Annotated in this window: 18 protein-coding genes; 13 read left to right on the top strand and 5 right to left on the bottom strand. The window is 47.9% G+C overall.

Going from position 1 to position 19,984, the window contains the following annotated elements; all coding sequences use genetic code 11:
- Positions 1-19 precede the first annotated feature (19 nt).
- The 5 genes from chbG to HP570_RS16000 are packed head-to-tail and all read left to right on the top strand — an operon-like array spanning position 20 to position 3,580.
- The gene (chbG, locus tag HP570_RS16020; protein ID WP_173626352.1) at positions 20-766 is read left to right on the top strand and encodes a chitin disaccharide deacetylase; all 747 of its coding nucleotides are present in this window, start codon (positions 20-22) and stop codon (positions 764-766) included.
- Between the two features lie 12 nt (positions 767-778).
- Positions 779-1,105, top strand: coding sequence for a PTS sugar transporter subunit IIA (locus HP570_RS16015; protein ID WP_016739598.1), 327 nt, complete (start codon positions 779-781; stop codon positions 1,103-1,105).
- Positions 1,102-2,424 (top strand): 6-phospho-beta-glucosidase, encoded by a 1,323-nt coding sequence (locus tag HP570_RS16010; RefSeq protein ID WP_087350465.1) that lies wholly within the window; start codon positions 1,102-1,104, stop codon positions 2,422-2,424. Before HP570_RS16015 ends, HP570_RS16010 begins: the two co-directional genes overlap by 4 nt.
- Before the next feature lie 13 nt (positions 2,425-2,437).
- Complete coding sequence (locus tag HP570_RS16005) at positions 2,438-3,277, top strand: Cof-type HAD-IIB family hydrolase (RefSeq protein ID WP_015893825.1); 840 nt, start codon at positions 2,438-2,440, stop codon at positions 3,275-3,277.
- A gap of 39 nt (positions 3,278-3,316) precedes the next feature.
- Positions 3,317-3,580 (top strand): HPr family phosphocarrier protein, encoded by a 264-nt coding sequence (locus HP570_RS16000; RefSeq protein WP_064200285.1) that lies wholly within the window; start codon positions 3,317-3,319, stop codon positions 3,578-3,580.
- A gap of 65 nt (positions 3,581-3,645) precedes the next feature.
- Here the strand turns inward: HP570_RS16000 and HP570_RS15995 are convergent, their stop codons facing one another.
- Entirely contained in the window at positions 3,646-5,799 is a 2,154-nt protein-coding gene (locus HP570_RS15995) for a sensor histidine kinase (RefSeq protein ID WP_173626351.1), read from the bottom strand.
- Positions 5,777-6,469, bottom strand: coding sequence for a response regulator transcription factor (locus tag HP570_RS15990; protein ID WP_015893822.1), 693 nt, complete (start codon positions 6,467-6,469; stop codon positions 5,777-5,779). Before HP570_RS15990 ends, HP570_RS15995 begins: the two co-directional genes overlap by 23 nt.
- Positions 6,470-6,643: 174 nt before the next feature.
- Between HP570_RS15990 and HP570_RS15985 the strand changes: the two genes are divergently transcribed.
- Together HP570_RS15985 and HP570_RS15980 are read left to right on the top strand one after the other, a co-directional pair.
- A complete protein-coding gene (locus HP570_RS15985; RefSeq protein WP_173626350.1) occupies positions 6,644-7,264 on the top strand; it encodes a class I SAM-dependent methyltransferase in 621 nt (206 codons plus the stop codon).
- A gap of 19 nt (positions 7,265-7,283) precedes the next feature.
- A complete protein-coding gene (locus tag HP570_RS15980; RefSeq protein ID WP_173626349.1) occupies positions 7,284-9,014 on the top strand; it encodes a DEAD/DEAH box helicase in 1,731 nt (576 codons plus the stop codon).
- Positions 9,015-9,070: 56 nt separating this feature from the next.
- Here the strand turns inward: HP570_RS15980 and HP570_RS15975 are convergent, their stop codons facing one another.
- A complete protein-coding gene (locus HP570_RS15975; RefSeq protein ID WP_173626348.1) occupies positions 9,071-9,421 on the bottom strand; it encodes a DUF779 domain-containing protein in 351 nt (116 codons plus the stop codon).
- A gap of 3 nt (positions 9,422-9,424) precedes the next feature.
- Positions 9,425-10,945, bottom strand: a complete 1,521-nt coding sequence (adh, locus tag HP570_RS15970; RefSeq protein WP_173626347.1) for an aldehyde dehydrogenase — start codon at positions 10,943-10,945, stop codon at positions 9,425-9,427.
- A 298-nt stretch (positions 10,946-11,243) separates the two neighbouring features.
- Here adh and HP570_RS15965 point away from each other — a divergent pair, with 298 nt between their 5' ends.
- Positions 11,244-12,977: a sigma-54-dependent Fis family transcriptional regulator gene (locus HP570_RS15965; protein WP_173626346.1), complete on the top strand. Its 1,734-nt coding sequence runs from the start codon at positions 11,244-11,246 to the stop codon at positions 12,975-12,977.
- A gap of 498 nt (positions 12,978-13,475) precedes the next feature.
- On the opposite strand, the gene HP570_RS15960 is transcribed toward HP570_RS15965, so the two are convergent.
- Entirely contained in the window at positions 13,476-14,750 is a 1,275-nt protein-coding gene (locus HP570_RS15960; RefSeq protein WP_173626345.1) for a helix-turn-helix domain-containing protein, read from the bottom strand.
- Positions 14,751-14,990: 240 nt separating this feature from the next.
- Here HP570_RS15960 and HP570_RS15955 point away from each other — a divergent pair, with 240 nt between their 5' ends.
- The 5 genes from HP570_RS15955 to HP570_RS15935 all read left to right on the top strand — a co-directional run bounded on the left by HP570_RS15955 (position 14,991) and on the right by HP570_RS15935 (position 19,898).
- On the top strand, positions 14,991-15,839 hold the full coding sequence (locus tag HP570_RS15955) for a DUF6973 domain-containing protein (protein WP_015893813.1): 849 nt from the start codon (positions 14,991-14,993) through the stop codon (positions 15,837-15,839).
- A 60-nt stretch (positions 15,840-15,899) separates the two neighbouring features.
- On the top strand, positions 15,900-16,130 hold the full coding sequence (locus HP570_RS15950) for a hypothetical protein (protein WP_041749716.1): 231 nt from the start codon (positions 15,900-15,902) through the stop codon (positions 16,128-16,130).
- A gap of 479 nt (positions 16,131-16,609) precedes the next feature.
- Positions 16,610-17,686 carry a tartrate dehydrogenase gene (locus HP570_RS15945; RefSeq protein ID WP_087350441.1) on the top strand — a complete coding sequence of 359 codons (1,077 nt, stop codon included), beginning with the start codon at positions 16,610-16,612 and terminating at the stop codon, positions 17,684-17,686.
- Between the two features lie 20 nt (positions 17,687-17,706).
- Positions 17,707-19,131, top strand: coding sequence for an aldehyde dehydrogenase family protein (locus tag HP570_RS15940; RefSeq protein WP_173626344.1), 1,425 nt, complete (start codon positions 17,707-17,709; stop codon positions 19,129-19,131).
- The gene (locus HP570_RS15935) at positions 19,128-19,898 is read left to right on the top strand and encodes an SDR family oxidoreductase (RefSeq protein WP_173626343.1); all 771 of its coding nucleotides are present in this window, start codon (positions 19,128-19,130) and stop codon (positions 19,896-19,898) included. Before HP570_RS15940 ends, HP570_RS15935 begins: the two co-directional genes overlap by 4 nt.
- Positions 19,899-19,984 lie beyond the last annotated feature (86 nt).

Raw genomic sequence — 19,984 nt, 5'->3', positions numbered from 1 at the left:
GCTAGAGGAGAGGCTATCTATGAAATTGATTGTGAATGCAGACGATTTTGGGTATTCCAAAGGCGTCAATCTGGGCATCGTCGAAGCACATCGGGAAGGAGTCGTTACTTCTGCGACCTTGATGGTCAATATGGAGGGGTTCGAGCACGCTGTAGGGCTGGCCAAAGAACATCCGACGCTCGGAGTAGGCATTCATCTGGTACTCACATGCGGATCGCCAGTTAGTCAGGATGTACCATCGCTAACGGATGGAGAGGGGCGTTTCCGACGTGGGCAAGACCATCTGATTTCTGCTGCACCGGAGGAGATCGAGCGGGAGCTGCGGGCTCAATTGGGGAGGTTTGTTGCGTCGGGGCTCAAGCTGACGCATATCGACAGCCACCACCATGTACATGCACATCCAGCCGTTTTGCCGATTGTTCTGAAGCTGGCAGAGGAATATAGGGTGCCAGTTCGCTATCCCTGGCTGTTCGGGACACAGGAGAAGCGGGACCAGTTGAGTGTTTTGACGACAGAAGGCTTTTCTCATCATTTTTATGGAGACGACCTAACTGTACAATCCTTCGTCAGGATCGTAGAGGATATGTCAGATTATCCTGTGGTTGAGATCATGACGCACCCTGCCTATTTGGACGAAGCGGTACTGACAGGCAGTTCATACGCAAAGCAACGAACCACAGAATTGAAGATCTTAACAGCAGCAGAGTTAAAGCAGTACATTCGTGATCAAAAAATACAGCTCGTGACTTTTAGCGAACTTGGATAGGTGGAGATAGATTTGGACCATACAGACGTTATTTTTCAACTAATACTTCACGGAGGAAACGCACGGAGTCTGGCAATGGAAGCGATCGCTCTGGCTAAAAATAGAGACTTGCCAGGAGCAGAAGATGCGCTGAAGCGTGCGGGAGAAGAGCTCGGTCTTGCACACCAAAATCAAACGGCACTTATCCAGAAGGAGATTGCGGGCGAAAAGACTGAGATCAGCATGCTCTTGATTCACGCCCAGGATCATTTGATGAACGCAATTACAGTCAAGGATTTGGCAACGGAGTTTGTCGAGCTGTACAGCCAAATCCATGCAGGCAAGGAGGCAGGAGTATGAGCGGAATCAAAATTGTAACGATCGGTGGAGGGTCTAGCTATACACCTGAGCTGGTGGAGGGCTTTATCAGGCGCTACGATGAATTACCCGTGCGAGAGCTGTGGCTGGTGGATATTCCAGAGGGCGAGAAAAAGCTGCAAACAGTAGGTGCCTTGGCAAAAAGGATGGTAGAGAAGGCAGGGGTGCCTATCGAGATCCATTTGACGCAGGATCGGCGAAAAGCACTTGCGGGCGCAGATTTTGTTACGACACAAATGCGCGTGGGTCTATTGGATGCGCGAATCAAGGATGAGCGGATTCCTTTGAAATACGGGGTGATCGGTCAGGAAACGAATGGACCTGGAGGCTTGTTCAAAGGCCTGCGTACCATTCCGGTCATTATGGACATTTGTCGTGACATGGAAGAGCTATGTCCAGATGCTTGGCTGATTAACTTCACGAATCCGGCTGGAATGGTCACAGAGGCAGTGCTGCGGTATACCAACCGCAAAAAGGTCATTGGACTATGCAATGTTCCCATCGGGATGAAAATGGGTGTTGCCTCTGTTTTAGGCGTCGAGCAATCACGGGTTCATATTGACTTTGCCGGTTTGAATCATATGATCTTCGGACTGGGTGTGTACCTGGATGGGGAAAATGTCATTTCCCAGGTAATGGATAAAATAACGGGCGACCAATCGGGCATTACGATGCAAAATATTTTGGACCTTGGTTGGGATAAGGATTTCATCAAAGCATTGGGGATTCTCCCGTGCCCGTATCATCGTTATTACTACCAGACGCGCACGATGCTTGAGCATGAGCTGGAAGAAGCGGAGCAGAAGGGGACGCGGGCTGAAGTGGTCAAGCAGGTGGAAGCGGAGCTATTTGCGCTCTACGAAGATCCAGACTTAGATATCAAGCCTCCGCAGTTGGAGAAACGTGGCGGGGCCTATTACAGTGAGGCTGCTTGCAATCTGATTTACTCCATTTACAACGACAAGCGCGATATCCAGACGGTAAATGTCCGCAACAACGGGGCGATTGCCAGCATTCCGGATGATTCGGCAGTCGAAGTGAACTGCGTGATTACAAGAGAAGGGCCGATTCCTTTGGCTGTTGGTGACTTGCCTGTTCCTGTGCGTGGACTCGTACAGCAAATCAAATCGTTTGAGCGAGTGGCAGCTGAGGCAGCTGTAACGGGTGATTACCATACGGCGCTATTGGCGATGAATATTAACCCGCTGGTGCCGTCTGATGTGATCGCCAAAAAAATACTCGATGAAATGCTGGAGGCGCACAAAGAGCATCTGCCCCAGTTTTTCAAGCCTGTCACATAAGGATGGAACTCGTGTGAAATACAAACTCCTCGCCTTGGATGTGGACGGAACGATTTTGATGTCGAACCACACCTTATCCAAAGTAACAGAGCGTGCCATTACCCAGTTAGTGCAGCAAGGAGTCCACGTCACACTGGCAACCGGTAGGGCATACCCATCGGCCAAATCGTTGGCGCAGCAGTTCCGGATCAGCGCACCGCTTGTTTCCCATGATGGCGCATACGTCGCAGACCCCAAGACAGATCAGGTGCTGTATGTACAGCGTATTCCGCATGAGATAGCGGCGCGGATTACAGATATACTCGTATCGCATGGCTTGGATGTCATGTTGCTGCATGAGGCTTATGCTGTCACGAATCGCACCTGGAAGTTGACGGATTTGTTTCCGCTGTTAAATGCCTGGACACTGCGCCAGCTCTGGAAAAATCAATACCCGCTCAAAATCCAGGCTTCGCGGTTGATAGCCGGATACGTTCGAAAACATGAGGTGTGTGCTCCGAAAATATTCGTCACGGGAGACGAGAAGCGTCTGTTGGAAGCAAGACAAGAGCTTGAGAAAGCCGAGCTTTCGGGGATTCGCGTGACGGCATCAGGTGCGAATAATTTGGAAATATTGCCTGTGGGCATCTCCAAAGCAAGTGGTCTTGCGGTAGTGAGTGAGAGGCTTGCGATTCAGCCTGACGAGATCGTTGCTGTAGGAGACAACTACAATGATGCAGAGATGCTCCAATTCGCCGGAATGGGTGTGGCGATGGGCAATGCTCCTGATGATTTGAAACAGCTGGCTCGGCATGTCACGGAAACGAATGATCGGCATGGGGTGGCAGAAGTCATCGAGAAGTTTTTCTTGTAAGAGGATTGCATGCACAAGGACAGGAAGGGAGGCGTGAAATTGATCCGAATGAATCTGGAAGTAGCCGTGAGTGGAGGTCTCCATGCTCGCCCTGCTTCTGTCTTGGTGAACCTGCTCAATCAATACAGCTCGTCAGTCAAGATGATCTACAATGACAAGCAGGCTAATGGCAAAAGCATCCTCAGCGTAATGGCTCTGGGGGCAAAGACCGGAGATGAAATTATGTTTGAGGTGGAGGGGGCCGATGAGCAGGAAGTGGCTGCCAGTATTGAGGCCCTATTTGAAAGGAACTTTGCCATCTAACAGGGAGAAAACCACGTAATAAAGCCAGTGCCTGACGATCGGGCACTGGCTTTCCTATTTGATCCTTACGCGTGCTTGCGGAATACGACCGTGACTTTGAAGTAATCGCCATCAATATCGATAGACAGCCTGCCGCCTTGCAGCTCTACGATGCTTTTTGCGATAGCCAAGCCGAGGCCAGAGCCTTCGGTATGACGGGATTGATCAGCGCGCTTGAACCGTTCAAACAGTTCCTGTGCATCAAAGTCGATTTCGTAGGCGGAGACATTTTTGAACGTCAGGATAACCTCGTCCTCTGTCTCTGCCAAATGAATCAGGACGCGCGTGTTCGGCATGGAATACTTCAGGGCGTTGCCGATCAGATTCTCGAATACACGCCATGTTTTCTTGCCATCCAGAGGAGCGACGATCTTCGGCTGTTCCGTCGTTACGCGGAAAGTGAGCGTCGATTGGTCGATTTTGTCACTGAATTCAGCGATGGATTGGTTGAGCAGGGAGGCTACATTCACTTGCTCGATATTCAGCTCAACCGCGCCGCTGGACATTTTGGCTGCGTCAAACAGGTCATCGATGAGGACCCGCAGTCGATCTGCTTTGCGATCCAAGACATCGACGTAGTTCTTGCGGTCCTCAGGTGCCAAATCTTCCTGCTTGAGCAGGGTAACGTAGTTGATAATCGACGTCAGCGGTGTTTTTAAATCATGAGAAACATTGGTGATCAATTCGGATTTCATGCGCTCGCTCTTCATCTGCTCTTCCATCGCGTGCTTGAGTCCCTTTGTTATGTTGTTGAGAGAGTGCGCGAGATCAGATAACTTCCCTTTTCTTACCTTTTGGATCGTAGTGTTCAGATTACCGCCAGCCATTTCGGAGGCACCTCGCATGATGCGGTTCATCAGTCCCAAGCGTCTAAGCGCGTATGGGAAAACCACGGTCATGTAAAACATGCCATACAAAAAGCTGAGAATCAGTAAGCCACCAGAACTTTCGATTAAGGCGACGAATCCGAAACCGATACTCATTCCGAACATGACAGTCAGGATGAACAACGTGGATGCTTTAAAGAACATGCCGCGATTGGCATAGCTTTCTTGAAGAAGGACACGTTGTCTGGCGAAAATACTCTTTTGCCACTGATGCGTAAATCTCTCAGGTTGGTTGTACATAAGCCATGCCTCCATAAATTGTAGAAGCAGGTAAGCAGTAAACAACGAAACGAACGCAAGGGTGAAGAAATGCTCCCCATCAATTGGCAAGAAGAAAAAGCGCATGTTCGCGATCATAATGAGATACGTGATGCCAAGTATGAACGACAGTACCATCCGAATATCCAACGGGATAAAGCGGACCAGTGCCAGGCTTTTCACTACAATCGGTACTTCTAACGTTTTGCTAACTGGCAAATACCAGTAGCAGAGTGCGAGGATGAGCAGAGTGCCCCCGAGCAGGACTAACTCGCCAATCAGCCGATCCCGAATGGAATCATAGTAAAGGGCATCTGTATGGATCTGACTATATCCGTCTGGTTCTTTTGGGACATAAAAGATACCACTAAGTTGATTCAGTTGATAAGTGCGATTGATGCTTTCCAAATCCCCGTTCGTATTAGGGAGGTTAATTGTATAGCGCGCATATCGGGCCAGTTCCCATTCTGTAGGTTCTTGCGCGAGATTGGTGTAAACTTTGTTGTTCTTTTTATCGGTGACATAGTATTTGAAGGAGCCGCTTCGCAAGGTGAGGCTGTTTTTTTGTTCCTCGTACTCGGCATCTTTTTCGGCGATTCTGTTGTTCACCTGCTCCTGATAATGCAACGTTGCTTTCGCGATGTCTTCTTGCATGCTTTGTGAATATTCTTCGGTTAATTGGGCGACTTTCTCGTTGTCCCCCTCACTTTTTGCTTGTTTTATCCGATCTAAGAACTGGTTATCTTCCTTAATCGATCGGAGGGTTTCCTCATGCTCTTTTTTTAGCTGATTCTCCGTCTTCTCGTCGAGCTTTCCTGGAGTGTAGCCTGTATAATCTACATGAACCTTTTTCACCAACTCGGCAAATGTCTCTAATTCACGATTGAAGCCTGAGCTTTGAAAATAATTATTCTCTTGGAGATTCTCGCGCTTATGGTACAGATCGGCCATCGTTAGGAGAGCAAGCGAAATACTCACGATCATAACAACGAGCACGGGCACCGCAAAGCGTTTATTTTTCGATTTTGTATCCAATTCCCCATACCACCTTCAAATATTTAGGTTCCTTCGGGTTGATCTCTATTTTTTCCCGAATGCGTCTCACGTGGACAGCCACCGTGTTTTCCGCGTTCATATAAGGCTCTCTCCAGACCCGTTCATAAATTTCCTCTATAGAAAAAACGCGGCCCTTGTTTTCCATCAACAGCTCCAGGATCTTGTATTCGGTAGCCGTCAGCCTGACCTCGTTGCCGTCAATTGCTACATTTTTTGTACTCTTGTTCAAGGTCAAGCCGCGTACCTGAATCTCATCCTCTGTTATTTGAGCGCTTCCCAGATTGGTAAAACGTCTTAACTGAGATTTGACCCTGGCGATGAGCTCCAAGGGATTAAAAGGCTTCGTCACATAGTCATCGGCACCGATGTTTAGCCCGAGGATTTTATCGGTATCCTCTGACTTTGCAGACAGCATGATGATCGGGATGTTTTTTTTCTGGCGAATTTGAAAGGTGGCGGTCATTCCGTCCATTTTTGGCATCATGATGTCCATCAGGATGAGCTGGATATCTTCGCGTTCCAGTACGTCCAGCGCTTCCTGTCCATTGCTAGCCTTGAATACGGTCATGGATTCATTTTTGAGATAGATTTCGATTGCGTCGCGGATTTCTTCCTCGTCGTCGACTACGAGGACTTGATATTTGGTCATGATTCGTCCCACCTTATGAATGCATTCATGGTACTATCTTAACGCCCAGCTCTAACAAAACAGTAATGAAATGTCTTACAAATTTCTTAATAAACCCCGTTCAGGAAATGCTAGCTGATAGGATCAAGCCGATAAATAAGGTAAGATGTGAGGAAGAATAAGAGAAAATTGGTGATGGCTTTGCTGGAATGGACAGGGGAGAGAATCATCCCCAAGCTGTTAAAACCTACGAATGGCATGCTGCTGGAGCATATAGCCAGATATTATTTTGCCTCACCTTATGTAAAAGGTCGAGTGCTGGATATCGCTTGCGGTACCGGCTACGGATGTCATATGATCGCAAAGGATCGAAAACGAGAGCTGACAGAACTGATCGGTGTCGACAACGATGAGGCGACGATCTTTTATGCCAATCGGGAATACAACCATCAAAAGATTACGTATCAGCAGGGTGACGCGCTTGATCCAGCGCTTCCCGAGCAATTGGGGTTGTTTGATACGATTTTGAGCTTTGAGACCATTGAGCATGTCGCAGACGATTTGCTGTTTATGGATAACTTGTATCGGATGCTGAAACCAGGTGGTACGCTCGTGCTTTCCAGTCCATTTGGCAGAGGGCGGGGCAAAGAGACGAGTGAGCCCTTCCATGTTCATCAGCTAACGCCGGAAGAGTTCGCGGAGCTGTTTGTACGCTATTCTGACGTGGATATGTACTATCAGAGAGGCGTTACCTTTGAAAAAATACCTCGTGATGGCATACGGTACTTTATCGGCATGGCAGTATGTACGAAATAATAACGGATTTGATTTATGAATGGAGATGGCGAAACTGGCTGATTTTTTGGGATTGGGAATACATAAGGAACTGATAGATGCTCTGCAAGCAAACGGGATTACCGAGCCTACACCGATTCAGGAAAAAGCAATTCCTGTTGTGCTGGAAGGAAAAGATGTAATCGCGCAAGCACAGACGGGAACCGGGAAGACACTCGCATTTGTCCTGCCGATCTTGGAAAACGCGGATCCACAAGCGACGCATGTTCAGGCGTTGATTCTCACTCCTACGCGGGAGCTTGCCTTGCAAATTACGGCAGAGGTAAAGAAGCTGACGGAAAAGCTGGAAGATATCCAAGTACTCGCGGTCTATGGTGGACAAGATGTCAATCAGCAACTGAGAAAGCTGAAAGGAAAAATACATGTGGTCATCGCGACACCGGGCCGTTTGCTGGATCATCTGCGAAGAGGGACGATCGATTTATCGCAAGTTTCGATGTTTGTCCTGGATGAGGCGGACCAAATGCTTCATATGGGTTTTTTGCCTGAGGTAGAAGATATTATGGCAAACACGCCTTTTGAAAAACAAACCTTGCTGTTTTCGGCCACCATGTCAGAGCAGGTGCAATCTCTTGCGAAGCGCTTTATGCAAAAGCCGGAAAACATCAAAGTGCAGGGCAAGCGAATTACGTTAGATGATATTCGCCAAATTGCAGTGGAGACCACAGATCGTGCGAAGCAAGCTACGCTGTGCAGTCTGCTGGATGAACAACGGCCGTTTCTGGCCGTGATCTTTTGCCGAACAAAGCGCAGAGCCAGTAAGTTAAATGCGGAGCTGCAAGGTCTCGATTATATGTCTGACGAGCTGCACGGCGATTTGTCACAGGCGAAGCGCGAGGATGTCATGAAGCGATTCCGCGAGGCTAGGATTCAGTATTTGGTCGCAACTGATGTGGCAGCGCGTGGGCTTGATGTCGAGGGAGTCACGCACGTTTTCAATTATGATATCCCGGAAGATGTGGACAGCTATATACACCGGATTGGCAGAACGGGGCGAGCCAAGGAAAAAGGGACCGCTTTTACCTTGGTAGCAGCGAAGGATTGGGGGCAGCTAAGAGAGATTGAACAAGGGATCAATCTGTCTCTGGAGCGGCGTGAAATGGATCGTGGAGAGTCGGGCGATCAGAAAAAGCAAAAGCCTGAGAGGGAGCGAGCCGAGAAAGCAGATCGGCAAGGGGATAAGCAGGGAAGAGGGAAAGGAAAGTCAGCTGAGGGAAGGGAGCAAGGTTCTAGGGGGCGTCGTGATGGAGATGGACGACGCCAAGCAAAAGGTGGCGGTTCTGAGCGTAATTCAGGGAAACGTGAACGTGTAGAAGGTCGCTTTGAGGGCAAGGCAAAGGGCAGAGACCATACAGCAGGCGGGTTCGAGCGCAAGCCAAAGGACGGAAGCCGAGCAACAACAGGTGGCTTTGAGTACAAACCAAAGAACGGTAACCGAGCAGCAAGCGGTTTTGACCGCAAGCCAAAGGATGGTAACCGAGCAACAGGTGGCTTCGATCGCAAGCCAAAGGATGGTAACCGAGCAGCAGGCGGTACTGGACATAAGCCGAAGGAAGGAAACCGTGCAGCAAGCGGTTTTGATCGCAAGTCTAGCGGCTCTAGCAAGAAGCCAGTATCTGCACAACGCAGTTCCGCCCGCCCGAATGCAAAACCAGGCAAAAGGACAAGCTCTGCTCCTGCAAATCGTACCTCTCGCAAAAAAACGAGATAGCTATCCAAGCAAAAAAGACCGTTCCAGCCAGTAAAAAGGCAGGAGCGGTCTTCCTTTTAATCCATTTCCGTGTCTGGAAATACCCGTGAACGTGTGAGGAAGCGTACCCCCTCAGGTCCTTCCAGCGAAAACATTCCGCCACGCCCATTCACGACGTCAATGATGAGCTGCGTATGCTTCCAATACTCATACTGAGCTTTGCCCATGTAGAACGGGCAGCCACCGATCTCGCCTAACAGAACGTCCTGCTCACCCACGAGAAATTCACCGAGCGGGTAACACATGGGGGAGCTCCCATCGCAGCAGCCCCCAGACTGGTGAAACATCAGGTCACCGTGTTTGGCGCGAAGCCGTTCAATTAGTGTCAGTGCAGCATCTGTCGCGAGCACTTTTTCTGGCTGGCTCATTGATCAAAAGAAGCCCAGAGCTTGATCGCTGTAGCTGACCAGCAGGTTTTTCGTTTGTTGATAGTGAGACAGCATCATTTTGTGTGTCTCGCGGCCAATGCCGGACATTTTGTAGCCGCCAAACGCTGCGTGAGCCGGGTAAGCATGGTAGCAGTTGGTCCATACGCGACCAGCCTGGATTTCGCGGCCCATGCGGTAGGCTGTGTTCGTGTCGCGTGTCCATACACCAGCACCCAAGCCATACAGCGTATCATTTGCCATAGCGAGCGCTTCTTCTGTATCCTTGAAGGTCGTTACGGAGACGACTGGACCGAAGATTTCCTCTTGGAAGATACGCATCTTGTTGTGGCCTTTAAAGACAGTTGGCTGGATGTAGTAGCCGCCCTCGAGTTCACCTGCAAGCTGTGCACGAGCGCCTCCAATCAGGCATTCGGCTCCTTCTTGTTTGCCGATATCCAGGTAGGAGAGGATTTTTTCTACCTGCTCCAAGGAAGCCTGTGCGCCGATCATTGTATCTGTATCGAGCGGATTTCCTTGCTTGATATTGGCTACGCGTTGCAGGGCACGCTCCATGAATTGGTCGTAAATGCTTTCGTGAATGAGCGCGCGGGATGGGCATGTGCAAACCTCGCCTTGGTTGAGCGCAAACAGTACGAATCCTTCAATGGCTTTGTTAAAGAAGGCATCGTCATTTGCAGCTACATCCGAGAAGAAGATGTTTGGCGATTTTCCGCCCAGCTCCAGCGTCACCGGAATGATATTTTGGGAAGCGTATTGCATGATCAAGCGCCCTGTCGTCGTTTCACCTGTAAAAGCGATTTTCGCGATGCGGTTGCTTGAAGCGAGCGGTTTACCCGCTTCCAGACCAAAGCCGTTCACGACGTTGACGACGCCAGGAGGGAGCAGGTCGCCGACCAGCTCCATCAGCACCAAGATGGAAGCAGGTGTTTGCTCCGCTGGCTTGAGGACGACGCAGTTGCCCGCTGCCAAGGCTGGAGCCAGCTTCCAAGTAGCCATGAGGAGCGGGAAGTTCCAGGGAATAATTTGACCAACGACACCGAGTGGCTCATGGAAATGATAAGCGACCGTATCGTTATCGATTTCGGCGAGTGTACTTTCTTGCGCGCGGATCGCTCCGGCGAAGTAACGGAAATGGTCAATTGCCAGCGGGATGTCGGCCGCGAGTGTTTCACGAACGGGCTTGCCATTTTCCCACGTCTCTGCGTTTGCCAGCATCTCCAGATTTGCTTCCATCCGATCCGCGATTTTTAACAACATATTTGCGCGCTGTGCAACAGAGGTACGACCCCACGCGTCTTTTGCCTCATGGGCAGCGTCCAGTGCCAGCTCAATATCTTCGGCTGTCGAGCGGGCTACCTCGCAAAAGACCTTGCCTGTTACAGGTGATACGTTTTCGAAATACTCACCTTTTACTGGCGGAACCCAATTACCCCCGATGTAGTTTTCATAACGATTTTTGAAAGTCACCTTAGAACCGGCTTGACCGGGCTGAGCATAGATCATTGCGAGCGCCTCCTCATTTATCACATATTTCTTTACAGCCCTCTCTAAAAGCAAGTCTCGTACCAACGTGAAAAAGCTCGAAATGACAGCGTTTTCCTGCGTGGATCAGGGTAGAAATTGTTCCATAATGGATCATGCCATGTTCCGTATTGGGACAAAAGGGTGGATACTGTCGGAAAATGACCGATGACGGCTAGCAACCAGACGGCAAATGTGCTCGTGGTTCGACTGGTTTTTTCTATAGCAAAGACTCTCATGTTATACTGAGGGGGAATGATTTTTGGGGGAGGGAATCGTGTTGTCGACGATTGTTCAGCAATCTTGGAAGCGCTGTCAGGAATCGAACCTCAAGGCTACGGAGAAGACCAATGATCAAATCATTTCTGCCCGACGAATCAAAGAAATCATTCAGGATAATCACCCTCTGATTCGTGAGAGTCTCCCGCTTTTTAACAAGCTTGCTCCCTTTTTGTTATCGACAGAGCACATCGCACTCTTGTCTGACCGGGAAGGCAATATTATTCAAACGATCGGGGACCCAGTCTTTGCCAACCAGGCACAAAAAGTACAGCTGCAAATCGGAGCGAACTGGACAGAAAACTACAAAGGAACCAATGCGATTGGGACAGCGCTGATTGCACAACAGCCGATTCAGGTACAGGGAGAGCAACACTACTTCTTGGAAAATCGCTTTCTTACATGCTCAGCGGCACCTATTTTTTCACCTGCGGGTGAGCTATTAGGCATCATTGACATTAGTACGCGTAAAGAATATTCCCATCCGTTTGCCCTAACCATTGCTTGCATGATCGCAGAGGCTCTGCAAAACCGCTTTTTGTTAACAGATGCGGAGCGCGTGATTGCCTTACCAACTCTATCACGCCCAGGAGATGGTCGAGGGAAACTGGCGCTCGTCGGCTTGGATCGGGACGAGCGTATCGTGGGCCTAAATGAGGCTTCGCAGCAGCAGCTCGGAAAGGAAGCCTTGGGAACAAGAGTAAGTGCGGAGCAAGAACGTGCTGGCCGTCATGTGAAAGATCATCGCCCGCGTTTTTGGTCTGCGGCACCCAACGTACAGCTGAAGCCGTTTCCACGCTTAGCTGGTTCATGCCCGCTCTTCTTGCAGGCAAAGATGCTCGGACAAAAGGCGGCGCAGGTAGATTTTCCTGTGATCATTTTGGGGGAGAGCGGTACGGGAAAAGAGCTGTTTGCTCAAATGGTCCATGAGACAGGGCCGCGCGCGCATGAGCCTTTTATCGCAGTGAACTGCAGTTCGATTCCAGAAAATTTAATCGAGAGCGAATTATTTGGATATGAAAGCGGATCATTCACGGGGGCACATCGGGAAGGAAGAATCGGAAAGTTTGAAGCGGCGAAAAGAGGCACGATCTTTTTGGATGAGATCGGGGATATGTCTTTGCGTGCGCAAGCGGCACTTTTGCGCGTTTTGCAGGAAAAGGTCGTCACCCCGGTGGGGAGCAATCAATCCCGCCCAATTTATGCGCGGATCATAGCCGCTACGCATCGAAACCTGTCAGAGGAGATCAAGGCGGGACGTTTTCGGGCTGACCTCTACTACCGGCTCAAAGGAGTCTCTATACATTTGCCGTCGTTGAAAAAGCGCAGTGATATCATCCAGGTGGCGGAGCATCTATTGCAGCAGATCGACACAGAACAACCGTACATACTAACCACGGAGGCAAAGGATAAGCTGCGTGCTTATTCGTGGCCGGGCAATATCCGGGAACTGCAAGGTGTTCTGATTCAAGCGGTGTTTTTGGCAGAGGGGGACATCATTGATTGCGATCACATCCAGCTGGAGGGATTGATGGAAGCCGATCCGCCTGAGTCTTCGGATCATGCTATTCCTTCCTTGCGTGAAACAGAGAGAATCGCAATCAAAAAGGCGCTCGAGAAAAGTGGCGGTAATGTCAGTAAAGCGGCCAAAATGCTGCAAATCGGGCGAAATACCTTGTACCGCAAAATAGAAGAATACCAGATTGGAGCACCGATTAATCAGGAAGAGTCATAATGGGGTACATCCGAGATACGAGTAATTCTGGGTCACACACTTACAAAAAATGGTGATTGCATCTATTTGGAGCAATTTCAAAAAGCATGTTTTTTGAGGGCGACCGCCAACATTTTAACGGAAATATACGCTAAAGACGTTAAGCCGTATAAAAAGCCGATTTCTATTACTCTAAGCGAATGACCGCTAAACATCATTATCGGTCATCAGCATGCCAGAAAACGGCAAGTTACGTCCGCTAAGGTCATCAGGAACGACGAAAATACATGTCCGCTAATGCTAAGCGTATAAATCGGTCAAACTATTGGCGCTACCCCTTTGAACACAAAAAAACCCGACCGGAGTCGGGAGCAAATAGGCTTACCATGGGTCAGGATAGTGTTTTGCAATCGGAGGTTCTTTACTTAACGTATCTACCCCAACTGGTACGACAAATAACGCGGATAAAATACATAAAGACATCATCAACTTTTTCACGAGTATCACCCCCTTGCGGGTTTAGGTATTATGTACAGTATACAATATTTCCATTTTTTGGAGTATGCTGAAAGGTAAATTTTCCTTTTTATCTGTATAGTACTCAAATATATACCCAATGCTTTTAATCGCTTCTTCCAATTTCATCATTTTCTTATAATACATAGCACTTTCTAATAAACTGGCACACCCCATATCTAAATCACCTTTTTCAATGTAAAAATTCCCTTTTGCGCGAAAATATAAACCTAGATGAGTACATTGGTTCGGTGTACCAACGTTAGTCGGCAAAAATGAAGATTCTGACTCAAAAATATCTACGACCCCCAACTCATCACCTAATCTTATATAAATATCCAGCAGATCATTTACCACTGGTAACTTTTCGTTTTGCGGGCGCATGTGCAAGCAATCTAATAATAATGGTACTGCCTTTTCAATATCATCCGTAGTCTTTGCGTATAGTATAGCTCGAAGATATTGAGATTCTTTCTGTACATTTAAACAATCTAATTGTTCATACGCATCCAAATATACTTTAGCAAGAATATAGTCCCTTAACTCAATGTAAGCGATGATAATAGCTAGGTACGCTTTTGCTGTCAGCTCATCTCGCTTATGATCTTCATTAATACCTTTCTTACATAGATGAATGCACTCTTCATGACATCCTCGAAATAACGCATGCGAACCCAACTTATAGTAAGTCATAACCCTTTCATCCACGTGTAGATACGAAATATAGTGCAATAACTCCATACCTTCTATATACGACTCGTCCAATTTTTTAAAGCTATCACGTTGAATAAGATATTTCTGATATAACGACCTGGCTAAAAATACAGGAATACCATGTTCGCGCGAATACTGAGAAATCACACCATATATTAAAAATCGAAATTCTATATTTTCCGTGTTTCCCGCCAATTGATAAAGATAATCTAACGAAAGAAACGTGTTGCTCTTAGGGCATTCTAATAGCTTAGATGCGATTTTTTGCGTAAGAACGGCATTCCCCTGATTAATCGCCGTTTCCAGCAATAATTCAAACGTTTTAGTCCTTTTAATCTTATCTAAATATGGCATAACCGCCTCGTACAAAGATATATCTAGCGTTTCAGCTAATCGAATTACATTCCGCATATTTGGCAAAGTGAGAGAGTCTGTTTCGATCTTACTGATCGTGCCAGAGGATATGTCTGTTTTTATAGATAACTCCGCTAAAGTCAGCCCCGCCTCTTCTCGATACCTTTTCAAAACGCAGCCAAACGACGATCTCATTTCCGCCACAACCACAGCTATTAACCCCCAATGCAATTTCCTATTTATGGATAATACTATAACACGTAATTCTATCGAGAAAATAATTTTTCCAGTTTTTCTATATTTTCTGTAAAAGGGAAGTAAGGTAATTTTTAGAAACCATGTTACAATTTGGATAAACCATTAAGGAGGAGGGAGTTTTCACAACGGGCAATGCCCATTATAGTCAGAAGCGTAAAGATGTAGAAACATGAAAAGAGGGATAGAGAAGCTATGAAGAAATTTAAAAGAGTACTAGTGCCTTTTGTCGTGTTCTCATTATTAGTTGCTCCAGTGTCAGTCTTGACGCCAGCATCTGCTAAAAGTACAGAGAAAATAGCTGAAAGTATTGCCGAGGAGAAAAAGAAATACGAAAAATCTTATGAGAAAGTTGACTTTAGATTTTCAGAAAAAATTTTAGAAGAGTTGACTCAATATGAAAAGGATCACCCAAAAGCGACTGAAGATGAAATTAATGAACATTTTTTGGAACTGTGCGAAATATACAACAAGGATAACAAAAATATAAAGAACCTGGCTCCAAGCTCTGATGGTGATTGGGATGATTTCTATGATTATGCTGATGGAGTAGTTACACTGAATCCAAAAGAGCAGGCGTTGTATGATCAATCGCCGTCAAAAGGATTTAAAGCTCTTATGGCAGGGAAAGGGGCATGGAATTATACAGAACTAGCTTTCGGTAGAAATGATACTGATGAAGAATCAGATGCTTTTCGACATGCACTATGGAATATGTGGATAGTATGGGCAGTGAATGATAGTTGGGCAGAAAAGTGGACGAGTGCACACGAAGATGGTGCTTCCTATCAAAACAAAAAATCTTTAACATATAAAATGGATATGCACAATAATGAAGAAGGACGATACAAAGCAGCACAAGAGGGGATAGACAGTGATAGCAGTCGTTCTGACGTTAAAATTGCGATTGATGAGTTATACAAAAGCGGAAAGCTTAAAAAAATTAATAAACCGAACATTAAAAAAGAGAGTACCTGGACACTAGAAAGATTTACAGGTAAAGAAGAGGATTATGTAGATCAAGATCTTCCACCTATTACGTAAGAAAAAAGAGAATCAGGAATAATCATTCCTGATTCTCCTTTTTGAAAGAAGGTGATATTTATGAAGAATAAATTAACCGTGTCTTTGACTGCAACAGCAATAGTTGTGGTGCTAGTATTTGGATTTTTATATGTGGGGACTGGAAACGAATACTATAGAATTTCTGATGGACCATCTTCAGAGCAGATAGAAGCTTTAAAGAGTAATAAAATTGATTATATGATCAAAGAAGACGGATCTTTATGGATAAGAAGAAGTGATGAATTGAAAGTAGCACAATGTTGTACATAGTTATGTTGAGTAACCAAAATGAGAGATACAACAGCAACCGGATTTATGAATGGTTGCTGTTTCTTTTCCATCAAAGGAAAGCTGTAGCACATCTAGGGGGACAGCCGAGATACGAGTAATTTTGGGTCGCAAGCTTACAGCAATTGTCATCTTTCTAATGCAGTTTGTGGCATGGCAGGAGAATTCGATAAAATCATCATTTGGAAATAAAAGTAAGGCTATGACCCATTTTTGCATGTATCTCGGCTGTACCCGATAATGGATGAAACGATATAGCTTGGCCTGAACAAATGTTGCAATGTGTAGTTGCAACATTTTGTTGCGTTGTCTTGCAATGTCACCATTCGAGTGATGCGTGGAGTGGAACGGATGGAAGACTTTTATCCGGTCAGGGTGCAGGATACGGAGCTTGGCATTAATCATGCAAGTGGATAGTGTGGTATAAAGTCGAAAAATTTAGATTTTTAGGAGGGAGACCGTTGCTACACTATTCCATTGCAGTAATTCCAGGAGACGGAATCGGACCCGAGGTCATGGAAGAAGGTCTGAAGGTGTTGGGAGCCATAGAAGAGAGTCACGGCGGCATTCGGTTTGCCCGTGATGTCATGGATTGGAACTGTAGCTATTATCTCCAACACGGCAAAATGATGCCGGAGAATGGACTCCACATTTTAAAAGACTATGATTTGATTCTGCTAGGTGCAATCGGTGCGCCCGAGGTTCCTGACCATGTCTCTGTGTGGGAGTTAATTTTGCCTATACGCAGGGCATTCCAGCAGTATGTGAACCTTCGTCCGGTCAAGCTGCTAAAAGGTCTGGAAAGTCCTCTTCGCTATAAGGACCATGCCGATCTCGATTTCGTCGTGGTGCGGGAGAATACAGAGGGTGAGTACTCCAATATGGGCGGGCGGATGCACCAGGGTACACCGTACGAAATGGCGGTGCAAAACAACGTATTTACCCGGTATGGCACAGAGCGCATCCTCAAGTACGCTTACGCACTGGCGGAAAAGCGTTCGAAAAAAAGCGTGACCGCAGCAACGAAGTCCAATGGCATCAACCATTCCATGCCGTTCTGGGATGAGATCGTCAAGGAAGTCAGTCAGGAATACCCGGGTATCCAGACCAATCTGTATCATATCGACGCACTCGCTGCCTATTTCATCACGCGACCAGAAACGTTTGATGTCGTTGTCGCGAGCAACTTGTTTGGAGACATTTTGACTGATCTCGGGGCGGCAATCGTCGGTGGGTTGGGCTTGGCCCCTTCCGCGAATATCAATCCGGAGCGCAAGTATCCTTCCATGTTTGAGCCCATTCACGGCTCTGCGCCGGATATCGCGGGCAAAGGAATCGCCAATCCGATCGCACAAGTATGGAGCCTCGCCATGATGATGGATCATCTCGATCTACCAGAGCTCAGTACTGTCATCATGAACGCTATCGAAAACGTGCTGCAAGATGGCGAGGTGCTCACTCCTGATCTTGGGGGGACGGCGACCACAAAAGAATTAGGAGACGAAATCGTTCGCCACATCTATCAAACAACGAGATAAATAAAAGGGAGGAAGAGGACATGGAAGCGAGATCGTATGATTTGTACATCGGTGGAGAATGGGTGAAAACCGAGAGCTACATTCCCGTCCTTCACAAATACACGGGCGAGTGCATCGCGCGTATTGCCAAGGCTGAGCGGCAGCATGTAACAGAAGCGGTGGAAGCTGCGTGGGAGACGTTTAAGGCGGACAAATTAACACCTTTTCAACGATACAAAATCTTGCTGAAAGCCTCTGAGCTCATGGAGGAACGCCGGGACGAGATGGAGCGATCCTTGATTCGTGAAGTGGGCAAAACGCGCAAGGACGCGAGGAATGAGTTGGATCGGACGATCAATACACTACGCTTGTCGGCAGAGGAAGCCAAGAGAATTCACGGGGAAATGATTCCGCTGCAAGCAACGGAAGGTTCGGAAAACCGTCTGGGCTTTACCATTCGGGTGCCAAAAGGAGTAATCGGCGCTATTACGCCGTTTAACTATCCCTTGCTGCTCAGTACACATAAGATCGCGCCAGCGCTAGCCGCAGGAAATACGCTGGTCGTTAAGCCAGCTACAGTCACGCCTATCGCAACCTTTCTATTGGTGGAGATCCTGGAGGAAGCGGGCATGCCAAAGGGCTACGTCAATATCGTGACAGGGGCAGGCAGTCAGGTAGGGGAATGGCTGCTGGACGAAGAACGCATCGCCATGTACACCTTTACCGGGTCAGGAGAAGTTGGTCGCCGCATCAAGGAGCGAAGTGGCATGCGTCCAGTTGCGCTGGAGCTAGGCAACAACTCTCCCAATATCGTGCATCTCGATGCAGATTTGGAGTTAGCGGCCCGCCAAACAGCCTCCCGCAGCTTTCACAATGCGGGTCAGGCGTGCATTGCTGTTCAGCGCATTTACGTGCATGAATCAGTTATGCAGGCGTTCAGCGACTTGTATATCTCGCATGTTCATCAGTTGAAGGTAGGGAACCCGGAAGACCCGGAGACGGATGTCGGACCGATGATCAGTGAAAAAGAAGCGAGCCGCACAGAGGAATGGGTACAGGAAGCGATTAGCCAAGGGGCCAGATCGCTTTTGCCTGTCAAACGGGAGGGTGCTCTTTTCTATCCGGCTGTGTTGGTGGATACAAGGCCAGAGATGAAGGTGGTTTGCCGGGAAGTGTTCGCGCCCGTCGTCACGATCATTCCGTACAGTGACCTTGAAGATGCTTTTACCCAAGCCAACGATTCGGAGTACGGCTTACAGGCAGGGATTTTTACCCGTGATTTAAACGTCGCGATGAAAGCAGCACGCGTGCTGGAGTACGGTGGCGTGGTGATCAACGACGTATCGACCTATCGCAATGACGTCATGCCATACGGCGGAATCAAAAACAGCGGACTGGGCAAGGAAGGTCCGCGTTACGCAGTCGAAGAGATGACGGAAGAGCGAATGGTGGTGATCAACCTATGAGCGGGCAGCTTTTGCAAGGAAAAACGGCAATTGTAACAGGGGCCGGGTCGGGAATGGGCAAGGCCATTGCGAGGCTTTTTGCAGACGAGGGAGCCAACGTCATCCTGGCTGATTTGAACAAAGAAGCGGCAGTATCAGTCGCCCAAGAGCTGCCACAAGGGAAAGGTCATGCGGTACAAACAGATGTGGCAGACGATACGAGCGTCGCTGCACTTGTGAAGGAGACGCTCGAAGCGTACGGCTCGATCGATGTCCTGGTCAATTGCGCGGGTGTACCCCAAGCGTTTACCCCTATTGAGGAGCTGACCTTGGAGCAATGGGAACGCATCATGTCTGTGAACACGAAGTCGATCTTTTTGACGACAAGGCATGCGGTCCCCCACATGAAGGAGAAGGGGAAAGGCAGCATCATCAACATCGCTTCGATTGCCGGGATCAGAGCCCGTCCGGGGCTGAATGCGTACTGCGCGTCCAAGGGGGCAGCTATCATGTTGAGCAAGGCATTGGCGATTGAGCTTGCTCCTTTTCAAATCCGGGTCAATGTCATCAATCCAGGGCCGGCAGAGACGCCGATGCTGGGCAAGTTTATCAATGGAGATGAAACAGAAGTAGAAGCCGGGAAAAAAGATATTTTCATCAGCAGTGTTCCATTGGGCATGTTGATTCAACCGGAGGATATCGCGCAGGCGGCTCTCTATTTGGCTTCTGATCTATCCAAAATTGTCACGGGCGAGGTCATGAATGTAGACGGTGGAAGGGGGATCTAGTAAAGTGAGATAAATTCTCCTATTATTCAAAAAATGGGATCAGCAGGTGGAACAATCTCACCTACATTCCTGAAATTAGCTTATTC

Source organism: Brevibacillus sp. RS1.1, assembly GCF_013284365.1.
GTDB classification, from domain to species: Bacteria; Bacillota; Bacilli; order Brevibacillales; family Brevibacillaceae; genus Brevibacillus; species Brevibacillus brevis_D.
The sequence above is the reverse complement of the archived record's forward strand: the minus strand, read 5'-3'. Positions and strand labels throughout refer to the sequence as shown.

Excerpts from the sequence above, each read along its gene's own strand:
- HP570_RS15980 (WP_173626349.1), top strand. The coding sequence starts at position 7,284 with ATGGAGATGGCGAAACTGGCTGATTTTTTGGGATTGGGAATACATAAG.
- chbG (WP_173626352.1), top strand. The coding sequence starts at position 20 with ATGAAATTGATTGTGAATGCAGACGATTTTGGGTATTCCAAAGGCGTC.
- HP570_RS15940 (WP_173626344.1), top strand. The coding sequence starts at position 17,707 with ATGGAAGCGAGATCGTATGATTTGTACATCGGTGGAGAATGGGTGAAA.
- HP570_RS16010 (WP_087350465.1), top strand. The coding sequence starts at position 1,102 with ATGAGCGGAATCAAAATTGTAACGATCGGTGGAGGGTCTAGCTATACA.
- HP570_RS15950 (WP_041749716.1), top strand. The coding sequence starts at position 15,900 with ATGAAGAATAAATTAACCGTGTCTTTGACTGCAACAGCAATAGTTGTG.
- HP570_RS15990 (WP_015893822.1), bottom strand. The coding sequence starts at position 6,469 with ATGACCAAATATCAAGTCCTCGTAGTCGACGACGAGGAAGAAATCCGC.
- HP570_RS15955 (WP_015893813.1), top strand. The coding sequence starts at position 14,991 with ATGAAGAAATTTAAAAGAGTACTAGTGCCTTTTGTCGTGTTCTCATTA.
- HP570_RS15975 (WP_173626348.1), bottom strand. The coding sequence starts at position 9,421 with ATGAGCCAGCCAGAAAAAGTGCTCGCGACAGATGCTGCACTGACACTA.
- HP570_RS15985 (WP_173626350.1), top strand. The coding sequence starts at position 6,644 with ATGGCTTTGCTGGAATGGACAGGGGAGAGAATCATCCCCAAGCTGTTA.
- adh (WP_173626347.1), bottom strand. The coding sequence starts at position 10,945 with ATGATCTATGCTCAGCCCGGTCAAGCCGGTTCTAAGGTGACTTTCAAA.
- HP570_RS15935 (WP_173626343.1), top strand. The coding sequence starts at position 19,128 with ATGAGCGGGCAGCTTTTGCAAGGAAAAACGGCAATTGTAACAGGGGCC.